13 protein-coding genes are annotated in these 12,403 nt (G+C 70.7%); 4 read left to right on the plus strand and 9 right to left on the minus strand.

Annotation, left to right across the window (positions count from 1 at the left end):
- Positions 1 to 27 precede the first annotated feature (27 nt).
- The 3 genes from FLX07_RS27675 to FLX07_RS27685 all read right to left on the minus strand — a co-directional run bounded on the left by FLX07_RS27675 (position 28) and on the right by FLX07_RS27685 (position 2,466).
- Complete coding sequence (locus FLX07_RS27675; RefSeq protein WP_229689912.1) at positions 28 to 915, minus strand: N-acetylmuramoyl-L-alanine amidase; 888 nt, start codon at positions 913 to 915, stop codon at positions 28 to 30.
- A gap of 66 nt (positions 916 to 981) precedes the next feature.
- Complete coding sequence (locus FLX07_RS27680) at positions 982 to 1,248, minus strand: hypothetical protein (protein ID WP_142574607.1); 267 nt, start codon at positions 1,246 to 1,248, stop codon at positions 982 to 984.
- Between the two features lie 114 nt (positions 1,249 to 1,362).
- Positions 1,363 to 2,466, minus strand: a complete 1,104-nt coding sequence (locus tag FLX07_RS27685) for a LacI family DNA-binding transcriptional regulator (protein WP_142574608.1) — start codon at positions 2,464 to 2,466, stop codon at positions 1,363 to 1,365.
- A gap of 222 nt (positions 2,467 to 2,688) precedes the next feature.
- On the opposite strand from FLX07_RS27685, the gene FLX07_RS27690 reads away from it, so the two are divergent.
- Positions 2,689 to 3,381 carry a TetR/AcrR family transcriptional regulator gene (locus FLX07_RS27690; RefSeq protein WP_229689913.1) on the plus strand — a complete coding sequence of 231 codons (693 nt, stop codon included), beginning with the start codon at positions 2,689 to 2,691 and terminating at the stop codon, positions 3,379 to 3,381.
- 199 nt (positions 3,382 to 3,580) lie between these two features.
- Here FLX07_RS27690 and bldC read toward each other — a convergent pair whose 3' ends face one another.
- Positions 3,581 to 3,784 carry a developmental transcriptional regulator BldC gene (gene bldC / locus FLX07_RS27695; protein ID WP_013133571.1) on the minus strand — a complete coding sequence of 68 codons (204 nt, stop codon included), beginning with the start codon at positions 3,782 to 3,784 and terminating at the stop codon, positions 3,581 to 3,583.
- A gap of 521 nt (positions 3,785 to 4,305) precedes the next feature.
- On the minus strand, positions 4,306 to 5,172 hold the full coding sequence (locus FLX07_RS27700) for a DUF8083 family protein (RefSeq protein WP_142574609.1): 867 nt from the start codon (positions 5,170 to 5,172) through the stop codon (positions 4,306 to 4,308).
- A gap of 135 nt (positions 5,173 to 5,307) precedes the next feature.
- On the opposite strand from FLX07_RS27700, the gene FLX07_RS27705 reads away from it, so the two are divergent.
- The gene (locus FLX07_RS27705; protein WP_142574610.1) at positions 5,308 to 6,426 is read left to right on the plus strand and encodes a Leu/Phe/Val dehydrogenase; all 1,119 of its coding nucleotides are present in this window, start codon (positions 5,308 to 5,310) and stop codon (positions 6,424 to 6,426) included.
- 151 nt (positions 6,427 to 6,577) lie between these two features.
- The gene (locus FLX07_RS27710; protein ID WP_079315184.1) at positions 6,578 to 6,808 is read left to right on the plus strand and encodes a DUF3073 domain-containing protein; all 231 of its coding nucleotides are present in this window, start codon (positions 6,578 to 6,580) and stop codon (positions 6,806 to 6,808) included.
- A gap of 369 nt (positions 6,809 to 7,177) precedes the next feature.
- Here the strand turns inward: FLX07_RS27710 and purM are convergent, their stop codons facing one another.
- Together purM and purF are read right to left on the minus strand one after the other, a co-directional pair.
- Positions 7,178 to 8,206, minus strand: coding sequence for a phosphoribosylformylglycinamidine cyclo-ligase (gene purM / locus FLX07_RS27715; RefSeq protein ID WP_142574611.1), 1,029 nt, complete (start codon positions 8,204 to 8,206; stop codon positions 7,178 to 7,180).
- Positions 8,203 to 9,639, minus strand: coding sequence for an amidophosphoribosyltransferase (gene purF / locus FLX07_RS27720; RefSeq protein WP_142574612.1), 1,437 nt, complete (start codon positions 9,637 to 9,639; stop codon positions 8,203 to 8,205). The genes purM and purF overlap by 4 nt, the downstream gene beginning before the upstream one ends.
- A 182-nt stretch (positions 9,640 to 9,821) precedes the next feature.
- Here purF and FLX07_RS27725 point away from each other — a divergent pair, with 182 nt between their 5' ends.
- Positions 9,822 to 10,394, plus strand: coding sequence for a DUF4190 domain-containing protein (locus tag FLX07_RS27725; RefSeq protein ID WP_142574613.1), 573 nt, complete (start codon positions 9,822 to 9,824; stop codon positions 10,392 to 10,394).
- 13 nt (positions 10,395 to 10,407) lie between these two features.
- Here the strand turns inward: FLX07_RS27725 and FLX07_RS27730 are convergent, their stop codons facing one another.
- A complete protein-coding gene (locus tag FLX07_RS27730) occupies positions 10,408 to 10,848 on the minus strand; it encodes a sterol carrier family protein (RefSeq protein WP_142574614.1) in 441 nt (146 codons plus the stop codon).
- A 75-nt stretch (positions 10,849 to 10,923) separates the two neighbouring features.
- Complete coding sequence (locus FLX07_RS27735) at positions 10,924 to 12,354, minus strand: MFS transporter (RefSeq protein ID WP_142574615.1); 1,431 nt, start codon at positions 12,352 to 12,354, stop codon at positions 10,924 to 10,926.
- Positions 12,355 to 12,403: the final 49 nt, after the last annotated feature.

Consider the following 12,403-nt stretch of genomic DNA (forward strand, 5'->3'; position numbering starts at 1 on the left):
GGGCCCCTGAGGGCCGCCGAGGCGCGGTCAGCGGGCCGAGGTGAGGTAGTTCTCCAGGCCCTTCGCCAGCGACCGCGCCATCTTCGCCCGGAACGCGGAGTCCTTGAACCTGGCGGCGTCCTTGGCGTTGCGCATGTTGCCGCACTCGATGAAGATCTTCGGCACCGTCGACAGATTGAGCCCGCCGAGGTCGCTGCGGTAGTTCAGCGCCTGCTTGCCGATGTAGTTCGAGTACGGGAGGCCGGTGCCGCTGTGGAAGGCGTCCCGCACGTTCGCACCGAGCCGCGCCGAGTCCTTCACGACCGGATCGACCGGCCCTCCGATCTTCTTCGGCATGATGATGTGGAACCCGCGGAGGTTGGCCGCCGCGCCGTCGCCGTGAACGGAGATCGCCGCGTCCGCCTTGGCCTTGTTCCCGACGGCGGCCCGCTGGTTGATGCAGGGCCCCCACTCGGTGCTGCGCGTCCGGGTGAGTTTGACCGTGGCCCCTTCGGCTTTCAGGAGCTTCGCGAGCCTGTTGGACACGTCCCAGGTGAAGGCCGCCTCGGTGTAGCCGTCGTTCGTCGACGTGCCGGTCGTGTCGCAGGCCTTCTTCTGGTTGGAGATGCCGACCAGCTGGTTGATCTCCTTGGTGTGGCGGAAGTTGCCGCCGTTGTGGCCCGGGTCGATCACCACGACCTTCCCGGCCAGCGGCAGGGCCTCCGTCTCGGAGGCGGCCGCCGTACGCGTGGTCGGGACGGCCGTCTCCGAGGGGGCCGTGCCCGCGGCCCCGTCCTGGGTCGCGGCCGGCCGGCCGAGCCGGGGCGCGGTGCCGGAGGCCGCGGCCTTCGAATCGGAGACCTCAGCGCCGCCGCAGGCGACGGCTCCGACCCCGCACAGGGCCAGGGCTGCGGCGGCGAGTGGTCGTCTGATCACGATCGAAATCCCTTCCCGGGGGTGTGGTCTCCCCAACCTAACCGGAACGGACTCGTGATCAGACCGTTATGCCGGAAACCTGCCCACCCACGCCGGCTCGGGGACCTCCTGCTGATGCAGGAGAGCGGCCAGCTCACGGGCGTCCTCGGCGTCGAGGCCCAGCACCACGCGGGGCCGTCCCCAGGGGTGGTCGATCGAGTGGGCGACGTAGCTCGCCACCGACTCGGCGACGTCCTCGCTGCCCAGCCCCCGGCTCTCCCTCCAGTGCGCCCAGGCCCGCTCCAGCTCGCCGGCGGCCCGCTGAGCGCAGGAGACCAACTCAGGATCACGCATGAATCCCCCCGATTCCCGGTCGCCGGCCCGCGGGCAGCCCTTCCGCGACCCGCCGGGGGCCGGCGCCACGGCTGAAGTCAACACCGGCCGCGAGGGGACACGTCGGTGATTGACCTAGCTTTGGCCGGCGCTTGGAGCGGGCCCGGTGCTGCGCCGTACGACGAGCTGCGGGCTGACCTGCCGCAGCCGGGCGGTCTTGCCCGGCTCGGTGATGCGGTCGCTCAGCAGCGCCGCCGCCGAGCGGCCCATGGCCCGCCGGGGCTGGTCCACGCTGGTCAGCGAGATGTGGGTGACGGCCGCGAGGTGGGTGTTGTCATATCCGACGACGGACAGGTCCTCGGGCACCCGCAGTCCCAGCTCGCTCGCCGCGGTCAGCGCGCCCATGGCCACGATGTCGTTCGCCGCGAAGATCGCCGTCGGCCGGGGGTCGCGCTTCAGCAGCGCCAGCGCCGCGCGCCGGCCGCCCTCCTCGCTGAAGTCGCCGTGCTCGACCATGATGTACGGCGCCAGCGCGTGGCGGCGCATGGCCACCAGGTAGCCCTCGCATCGGCAGCGGGCGGCGGACGACGGAGCGCCCTCGATGTGGGCGATGCGCCGGTGGCCCAGCTCCACGAGGTGGTCCACGGCGAAGCGGGCGCCGAGCTGGTCGTCGTCGACGACGATGTCCACGCCCTCGAGTTCGACGTCGCGCTCGCCGACCACCACGGTGGGCGTGTAGGCCGAGGCCTCGGCCAGCGTGTCGCTGGACGGCGCGACCCCGAGCAGGACCAGGCCGTCCACCCGCAGTTCGAGGAACGCCTCGACGGCCTCGTCCTCGAACGCCGGGTCCCAGCGGCCGCTGCCGATCAGCAGTCGCAGCCCGTCGCCGTGCAGGCTCTCCTGCAGGCCGTCGAGGAACTCGGCGTAGAAGGGGTTGTGCAGGTCGGCCACGAGCGCGCCCACCAGGTGGGTGCGCCCCTCGACCAGGCTTCGGGCGACCGCGTTCGGGCGGTAGCCGAGCTCACGGGCGGCCTGGAGGACCGCCTCTCTGCGGTGCTCGCTCACGTGCGGAGAGCCTCGCAGCACGAGAGACACCAGCGACTTGGAGACTCCTGCCCGCTCGGCCACGTTGCGGATCGTCGGGCGTGGCCGCGGGCTGAACCCATCGGACAGTCCGCCGGTGGGGATCGCGACCCCGACGTCTTTCCGGGCAGTGGTCTGCATGGACGGTCCTGACATGGTTCTCCCCACGATGCGTGGACGTGCACCTGACACACCAAACGATCGAGTTGCCCTGAGGGTACGGGTTGATCGCGGTTAGACAGGATCCTTCCTCTAATCGGGCGTTGGGAAGGTTAGCCGCAGCACGGGTAGGACGGCGGAGCCGGGAGGGGGTTCCAAGGGGAACCCTTGATCTGGCCGATCCCCCTCTCCGGGGGCCGATTCGCTAGGGTGCGGGGTGTGAGTGCCACACGCCAGGCGGAAGACGGGGCACGTCCGGCGCGCCGCAGGCTCAGCGTGGACCGGCGGCGTGAAGAGCTCATCGCCGCCGCGCTCGAACTGTTCGGCAGGCACGACGCCGAAGACGTCTCGATCGACGACGTGGCGGCCTCCGCGGGCGCGTCGAGGGCGCTCGTGTACCACTACTTCGGCGGTAAGCAGGAGCTCTACGTGGCGGCTCTGCGCAGCGCGGCCGCCGAACTACGGGCGCGGTTACAGCCGCAGGGCGAGGGCGGGCCGCTGGAGCAGCTCAGTTCGGGCCTGACGCGTTACTTCGACTTCGTCGAGGAGCACGCGGCCGGCTACGCGGCGTTGCTGAGGGGAGGGCCGGCCAACCGCGCCGGAGAGATCGGCGAGATCGTCGACGAGGTGCGGCAGCGCATGCTGCGCATGGTCGTCCATCAGATGGGGGTCGACGCGCCCGGTCCGGCGTTGCGCGTCACGCTGAGGTCGTGGATCGCCTCGGTGGAGACGGCCGGCCTCGACTGGCTGGAGCACCGCGACATGGAGCGGGCCGAACTGGAGCGCCTCCTGGTGGACCAGATGGTCGCGCTCCTGCGGGCGGCGAGCGGGCACGATCCCGGCATGCGGGTGCTGCTGGAGACCCTGCTGCCCGTGCACGCGGCACCTGCGAACTGTGAGGCCGTTCCCTGAACCCCTCACCGCGCGTACGCGTGGGAGAGCGGGGGAACCACCGGGGGTGAACGGACCGTGTACGCGGGGAGGCGCCGGGCGGGCGGCGCCGACCCCAGATCCCCTCCCATGACCCGTAGTGGTCACGGGAGTGTGGTGGACGCGCTCACATCCCCGACGCGAGCGCGCCGTCGTTCCCCCGTGGCGTGACGGCCACGTCCTACTCGGACCGCTGCTGCGGAATCCCCGCGAGCAGTGCCCGGACCTCGGTCTCCCGATACCGCCGGTGACCGCCGAGGGTGCGGATGGACGTCAACTTGCCCGCCTTCGCCCACCGGGTGACGGTCTTGGGGTCGACGCGGAACATCGTGGCGACCTCCGCCGGGGTGAGCAGTGGCTCGGCCTCGGGTGTACGAGCTGACATTTGTGCGGCCTCTCCTCCGTGTGGACCGCCGGCAGCGATCCTGCGACTTGTCTGGCGCAAGTGCCCCTTCCGCCAATCCCTGACCCGTCGCGTCGGCCGGAGCGGCGTCGTCCGCCTCGCCCGCGAGAACTTCTCGCAGGCGCGGACCTTCCGCGGGCCCGGAGTCGTCGCCGGCAGCACTGTGTCGGCTCCTCCTCCGCCTTGCGATGCACCACACTGGACACCGCTGCGTTCGGGCAAATCTTGTCGGTCGCGGCACTGTCACGGATGTCCTTCAATGATCCAAAAACGTGCGGTTTCTAAGACCATTTACGGCATCACCCGATGTGACCATACAGCCACGTAGTGCGATTGGCGAGCCCTCTGGGCACAACGTCTCGACCACGGGTTGATGTCACGCTCGGTGATTCTAGCGACACGTTTCGTGGTATCGCAGTGAAAACGGCAAACTACTCAGGTCGTAGATGTGAGATCGACTATGCCATGACCAGAATCGGCAGGTCAGAACACGTTGATGACTATCAGTTTGCCGATTCCAAAGCTCGGATCGACCTCCAGCGGAGGATCACCCGCTGATACATCGCGAAGGCAAGTTCTTCCTGACCGTTGTCCAAACCCGCGAGGGCGGTCGCCACCTCGGCGACGGACTGGTCGCCCTGAAGGGTCCGGTCGTCCATCAGGTGGACGAGGCCGCCGTAGTCGAGCTCCACCAGCGAGTGGGGATGGAACTCCTCCAGCCAGCGGCCCACCTCCTCGACCTCGGTGAGGGCCGCCACCTGCCCGACGTGCCTGCGGATCACCACCAGCGCCCGGGCCACCCGGCGCCGGGCCTGCGCCATCGAGGTGACGTACAGCATGTTCCTGGGCGGCGCGGCGGTGGTCTGCGCGCCCGCCTCGGCCGGCTGCTCCGAGCCCAGCACGAGCCAGCGCTCGGCCGAGTCGAACGGCACGAACCACGCGATCGGCACATGCCACGTGCTGGCGCGGATGTGCGTACGCAGGGACTGCTCTCCCCGCTTGAACCGGTCGAAGTCGTCGGCGGTCTGCTCCGCGATGGCCTGGGGCACGAAGCGGGAGGCGAGCTTGACAGGGACGCTTCCCCGGAACGACGCGAACGCCAGCCACGACCGCAGCCTGCTCTGCCAGGGGCAGACGTACAGCGTCTCCTCCACCCGGCGCAGATACGCGTTGGGGCTCTCCCGCTCGGGCGCCGGGAGCGGCGGGACCGGCAGCAGGCGGCGGACCGCCTCGCCGTGTTCGACCTCCAGCGCACCGGCCCGGCGAGGCCGGTCGCGCGACTCGGCGTACCGGGCCCACCGAGCCTGATCCCGCGGGGCGAAAGCGGTCAGCGGCTCGTACACACGGAGATAGGCGGCGTAGGGGAGCACACCAGAATCGTGCCACGTGGCCGAGCGTCTGTGCAGCACCGTCTCGGGCTTTCATGATCGTTTTGTTGGGGGTGTCGGATAAGCTGAAGGCCGATCGCCGCAACGAGGCGGCGTACACGATCAGGAGTCACTACCGTGACCGACGTTTTCGGGCTGTCCCACAAGGACCCCAGCTCCGGCGGCGACACGAACCCCGCCCAGCCGGTGCGACACGAAGAGGTCGTCTTCTGCTCCGACGAGCGCAGCGGCCTGTACGCGATCATCGCGATTTACAGCACCGCCCTCGGACCGGGGCTCGGCGGCACCCGGTTCTATCCCTACGAGAGCGAGCAGGCCGCGCTCGCCGACGTGCTCAACCTCTCCCGGGCCATGGCGTACAAGAACGCGCTGGCCGGCCTCGACCTCGGCGGCGCCAAGGCCGTCATCATCGGCGACCCCTCGGCCGACAAGAGCGAGGCCCTGCTGCGGGCCTACGGCAGGTTCGTCCAGTCGCTCGGCGGCCGCTACTACACGGCCTGCGACGTGGGCACCTACAGCGAGGACATGGACGTCGTGGCGCGGGAGTGTTCCTACGTCACCGGCCGCACCCAGGCGCACGGCGGCGCCGGTGACTCCTCCATCCTCACCGCCTTCGGCGTGTTCCAGGGCATGCGGGCCGCCGCCGACCACGCGTACGGCGCGTCCTCCCTGCGCGGCAAGCGGGTCGGCGTCGAGGGGGTCGGCAAGGTCGGCCACCGCTTGGTCGACCACCTGATCGAGGACGGGGCCGAGGTCGTGGTCTGCGACGTCGACGAGCAGGCCGTCGCACGAGTGCGGCAGCGCCACCCCGCCGTCGAGACCGTGTCCGACGCCGCCGCGCTCGCGGCCTCCGACATCGACGTGTACGCGCCCTGCGCCCTCGGCGGCGCGCTGGACGACGAGACCGTCCCCCGGCTCAAGGCGAAAATCGTCTGTGGCGGGGCCAACAACCAGCTCGCCCATCCCGGTGTCGAGAAGCAACTCGCCGAGCGGGGTGTGCTGTACGCCCCGGACTACGTGGTGAACTCCGGGGGAGTGATCCAGGTGGCCGACGAGATCGAGGGCTTCGACATGGGCCGGGCCCGCGCCCGGGCGGCGAAGATCTTCGACACGACCTTGAGAATCTTCCGCTCGGCCGAGGAGGAAGGCGTCCCTCCCGCCGTCGCAGCGGATAGGCTGGCAGAGCGGAGAATGTCAGAAATCGGTCGGCTAAGGGGTATTTGGCTCCGGCGCTGACCGCCGCCGCTCGTACGACGTACCGAGCGGCGCACAAACCAGGTACGGTAATAGGCGAACGAGAGACTGACGCCTGAAGTCAGGTGGCGTCGGTGCGCGGTGCGTTAGTGACGAGGGGTCGGGCACGGCCCCGCATGAGGGGGTCGAGCCAATGGGGCGCGGCCGAGCCAAGGCCAAGCAGGTCAAGGTCGCCCGTCAGCTGAAGTACAACAGCGGCGGTACGGATCTTGAGCGCCTGCGCGCGGAGCTCGGAGTCGTGGACGCCGACGATTCCGGCCACAGTGACGAGCATGACCCTTACGACGAGTTGGCTGATCGCTACGCCGATTACGCGGCCGTCGACGACGACGACGGCGACGACGATCGCCGTGGGCGGCGTTGACCCGGTTCTGATCGCCAGTTGAGTGACCCGGCGGGGACCTTCCCGCCGGGTTCTCTCACTGTCCGCGAGCCGCTCTCCCGTCAGCCCCCCACCCCAGCTACGGGGACGGGTGCGGGGCGAATTTCTGATGACGCGTTCTGGTGACGCGGTGTTGTGATGCCAGGGCGTTGCGGTCGGCCCCATATGTGGCCGGACACGGTCACGGCCGGTCGGTGTGATCGGCGTATCTCCTCGGCGTATCTCCTCAGTGCCGATTCGCCACTGGGCCGAGTCGCCGCCGGGCCGTCGTGCTCTGCTTCGCGGCGGCGAACACGGGAGAGTCCGCCGTGGCCGCCCGGGCCGGCTGTCACCGGCCGGACGGCCCGGATGTCACTGACGGAAACGGGCCCGTCCCTCGCCCGCGACGACCTCACCCAGCACCCAGGCGGGCAGACCCCGTCCGGTCAGCAGAGCGAGCGCCTTGTCGGCCTCCGCCGCCGGGACGATCGCGCACATGCCCACGCCGAGGTTGAACGTCTTGTCCATCTCCTCCTGGGGCACGCCGCCGCGCCCGGCCAGCACGTCGAAGATCGCGGGCGGGGTCCAGGAGTTCCGGTCGAGAAGGGCGTCCACCGTGCCGGGCAGTGACCTGGACAGGTTCGCCGCCAGCCCGCCGCCGGTGATGTGGGACAGGGCGTGCACCTCGGTCTCCCGGATGAGCGCCAGGCAGTCGAGCGAATAGATGCGGGTGGGCTCCAGCAGCTCCTCACCGAGCGTACGGCCCAGCTCGGGCAGGTCCTGCTCCAGGCCCAGCCCGGCGGTCCTGATCACGTGCCTGACCAGCGAGTAGCCGTTGGAGTGGACGCCGCTGGAGGCCAGCCCGAGCACGACGTCACCCGGCACGACCCGGTCGGGCCCGAGCATCTCGTCCGCCTCGACGACCCCGGTGCCGGCGCCGGCCAGGTCGTACTCGTCGGGGCCCATCGCGCCGGGGTGCTCGGCGGTCTCCCCGCCGACCAGCGCGCAGCCCGCGAGCCGGCATCCCTCGGCCACGCCGCCCACGATGTCGGCGATCCGCTCGGGGACGACCTTGCCGCACGCGATGTAGTCGGTCATGAACAGCGGCTCGGCCCCGCAGACCACGAGGTCGTCCACGACCATGCCGACGAGGTCGATGCCGATCGTGTCGTGCTTGCCGAGCCGCTGGGCCAGCATGACCTTGGTGCCCACGCCGTCGGTGGACGTGGCCAGCAGCGGCCTGCGGTAGCGCAGGAACGCCGAGGCGTCGAAGAGGCCGGCGAAGCCGCTGGCGTCGTCCACGACCTCCGGACGCCGGGAGCGCGCCACCCGCGACTTCATCAGCTCGACCGCGCGGTCGCCGGCCTCGATGTCGACGCCGGCGGCGGCGTAGCTGGTCATCGCTGAGCCTCCAGCACGAACTTGCCCACCCGGTCGTCCTCGATCGGGATGGGGTACTCACCGGTGAAGCACGCGCGGCAGAGCCGGTCGGCCGGCAGCGTCGTCGCCCGGGTGAGCCCCTCCAGGGAGATGTACCCGAGGGAGTCGGCGCCCAGCGAGGAGCGGATCTCCTCGACCGACAGCGACCCGGCGATCAGCTCCGCGCGGGTGGCGAAGTCGATGCCGTAGAAGCACGGCCAGGAGACCGGGGGCGAGGAGATCCGCACGTGGACCTCGCTGGCCCCGGCCTCGCGCAGCATCTTCACGATGGCCCGCTGGGTGTTGCCGCGGACGATCGAGTCGTCCACGACCACCAGGCGCTTGCCCTCGATGACCTCGCGCAGCGGGTTGAGCTTGAGGCGGATGCCGAGCTGGCGGATGGTCTGCGACGGCTGGATGAACGTCCGGCCGACGTAGGAGTTCTTCACCAGGCCCTGGCCGTACGGGATGCCGCTCTGCTCGGCGTAGCCGATGGCGGCGGGGGTGCCGGACTCGGGCGTGGGGATCACGAGGTCGGCGTTCACCGGGTGTTCGCGGGCCAGCACGCGGCCGACCTCGACCCGGGTGGACTGCACGCCGCGCCCGGCGATCGTGGTGTCGGGGCGGGCGAGGTAGACGTACTCGAACAGGCAGCCCTTGGGCTCGGCCGACGCGAAGCGCCGCGAGCGGACCCCGCGCTCGTCGATGGTCAGCAGTTCGCCGGGTTCGATCTCGCGGATGAACGACGCGCCGACGATGTCGAGGGCGGCGGTCTCGGACGCGACCACCCAGCCGCGCTCCAACCGGCCCAGCACGAGCGGGCGGATGCCCTGCGGGTCGCGGGCGGCGAACAGCGTCGTCTCGTTCATCCAGACGAGCGAGTAGGCGCCCTTGACCTCCGGGAGCAGCTCGGCCGCCACATCCTCGACCGGGCGCGAGGAGTCCTGCGCCAGGAGAGCGGTGAGGACCTCGGTGTCGGTCGTCGCCCGGGTGGAGCCCGGCGGGAGCCGTTCGGAGAGGTAGGCGGTGTTGATCAGGTTGCCGTTGTGGACGAGCGCCAGCCCCTTGCCATCGCTGGAGTTCAGCGTGGGCTGCGCGTTCTCCCAGACGCTCGATCCGGTAGTCGAGTAACGGCAGTGTCCGATGGACAGATGTCCCCGAAGGGTGCCCAGGATCGACTCGTCGAAGACCTGGGCCACCAGGCCCATGTCCTTGTAGACGAGTATGCGGTTGCCTTCGCTGACCGCGATGCCCGCAGACTCCTGCCCGCGGTGCTGCAGCGCGTAGAGGCCGTAGTAGGTGAGTTTGGACACGTCCTCCCCGGGGGCCCATACACCGAAGACGCCACAGGCGTCCTTCGGAGCACGGTCCTGGGGGTCGAGGTCATGGCCCAGCCGGCCGTCGCCCTTCAACACGTAGTCGAGTCTATTTGGGCGTTGGCGCTGCTCAAACCCGGGCATGCCCGTCCGGCGCCGTAAGCATCACCCGCCCTTTGCCGTGTCGGCCCTGCTCACACGCGGATTTCGGGGCAGCCTGGGCTTTCGGGCAGGCCCTGAGAATCGGATATGGCCCACAACCGGTACGGGGAGGGATGATCGTGGCGACACCCGACGACCCCGGGCGCCCGCGGGAGCCGTACGGGCCGGGGACTCCGGAGGAGCGGGAGCCGTCGGCGGGAGGACCCGCAGGCCCGCCCTCCGGCCAGCCGTCCTACGGCGGCCCGCCCTCGCCCTACGGCCAGCCGCCCCCCTACGGACAGCCTCCTTACGGGCAGCCGTCCTATGGAGGGCCGCTGCCACCGCCCCCGGGGCCCGGCGGACCTCCCGGTGGCCCCTGGGGGCCGCAGCCGGGTGGCGGGCTCGGGACGGCCGCGCTGGTGCTCGGGATCTGCTCGATCGTCCTGCTGCTGGTCTGCGGCGTCGGCACGCTCGTGGCGATCGTCGGGCTCGTCCTCGGCATCGTGGCGATCGCCAGGAACTCCAACCGGGGCCGGGCGGTCGGAGGGGTGGTGCTGAGCGCGCTGACCCTGCTGATCGGCCTGATCGTGGGTGTGGCGCTCTACAACTGGTTCACGACCAGTAACGTCGGCGAGTGCTTCGACCGCCGGGTCTACCCCACCCAGGAGGATGCGCAGCGCTGCGTGCAGGACAAGATCTCCGAGTTCCAGTGACCCTTGGCGGGGTTCACCAGAGGGGGAGCAGCGCGGACAGGTCGGCCCGGGCGCCGCTGGCCGCGATCTTCCCGGCGGCGGTGGCGTCGGCCCACGACAGCCGGCCGGTGGCCAATTCGAGCCAGGTGCGGGGGTCGGTCTCGATGACGTTGGGCGGGGTGCCCCGCGTGTGCCGGGGCCCCTCCACGCACTGCACCGCGGCGTGCGGGGGGACCCGCACCTCCACCGACCGTCCCGGCGCCCGCGCGGCCAGGTCCTCCAGCAGGTGCCGTACGGCGGCGCGGGCGGCGGTTCTCACCGGTGTGAGCCCGGCCTCGTAGGCGTCGAGCACGGCCAGCACGCACGCGTTGCCGGCTGCGCTCTCGGGACCGTCGAACGGTGGCTGCCCGAGATCGGCGAGCTGGGCGTCGAGCGCCTCTCTGATCTTCCCTGGGTCGAGTCTGCGTGCCGGCACCGGCTCATTGTCCCCGATCCCGCGCCGGAGCCGGAGTCGATCGTTTTCGCTCTGGCGGGCGCCCGCACTCCGGAGTCAGGCGACCGGCTCGGCCACGGCGGGTTCGCTGGGCTCGGCCGAGGCGGAGGTGGAGGCGGCCCGGGTGCGGCGCAGGGAGTAGACGCTGACCGGAACGCCGACCAGCACGATCGCGGCCGCGATCAGCAGCGTGAACCGGTACGCCTCCAGGAACGCGTGCAGCGGAGCGCCGCCGATCGCGCTCTGCCGGGCGCTGAGGATCGCGCCGAGGATCGTGATGCCGAGCAGGCCGAAGACCTCGCGGGAGACGTTGAGCACGCCCGAGGCCACGCCCGCCCTCGCGGGGGGCATCGCGTTCAGCACCACGTTGGTCAGCGGGACGAGCAGGCCGGCGCCCGCGCCGTATAGCAGGAACCAGGGGAGCAGGTCGCCGTAGTGCGAGCCCTCACCCGCGCTCGACAGCCCGCCGATGGCCACCGCCATCAGGCCGAGCCCGACGGCGACCGTGCCCGCGCTGCCGAAGCGCTCGGCGATCCGCGGCGAGACGCTCGCGAGCACCGCCATGAGCAGCGCCATGGGCACGAAGCCCGCGCCCGCCGCCGTGGGGGAGAACCCGAGCGCGCTCTGCAGATAGAGCGCGGTGAAGAAGTAGATGCCGAACACGCCGAACGACCACAGGCCCATCGACAGCAGGCCGCCGCTGAAGACCCGCTCGCGGAACAGGCTGAGGTCGATCATCGGCTGCGCCGTACGGGACTCGACGACCAGGAACGTGACGGCGGCCAGGGCGAAGACCGCGAACGCCCCGAGGATCGGCGCCGAGGTCCACCCACGCGACTCGCCCTCGATGAGCGCGTAGGTGAGGGCGAACAGCGCCACGGCGGAGGCGGCCAGGCCCGGCAGGTCGAGGGTCGCACGCCCGGACGAGGCCCGCTCGACTCTGATCGAACGCAGGCCGATCACGGCCGCGACCACGCCGATCGGCAGGTTGATCAGGAAGATCCAGCCCCAGTCGGCGTTCTCGCTGAGAAACCCGCCGGTGAGCGGGCCGATCGCGAGGGCCAGGGCGCCGACCGCGCTCCAGATGCCGACGGCCGTCGCCCGCTCGCGCGGATTGGGGAAGATCCGCGGCAGCAGGGCCAGCGTCGACGGCGTCACCATCGCTGCGCCGAGCCCCTGCACCGCCCGCGCCGCGATCAGCGTCTCCTGGCTCCCGGCGAGGCCCGCCGCGACCGACGCGAGCGTGAAGACCGCCAGGCCGCCGAAGAAGGCCGTCCTGGGGCCGAAGACGTCCGCCAGGCGTCCGCCGGCGAGCAGCAGGCCCGCGAACACCAGGATGTACGCGCTCACGATCCACTCCAGGCCGGAGATCGTCAGCGCCAGGTCCCGCTGGATCGTCGGCAGGGCCACGTTGACCACGTTGTTGTCCAAATAGGTCATGAAGGTCGCGAGGGACACCGCGACGAGCGCCCACCACCGTCCGGACATGTGTCCTCCTCTTGTACGAGGTACATGTACGGCGTACATGTACGGTGCA

The organism is Microbispora bryophytorum, assembly GCF_006874465.1.
Lineage (GTDB): Bacteria > Actinomycetota > Actinomycetes > Streptosporangiales > Streptosporangiaceae > Microbispora > Microbispora bryophytorum.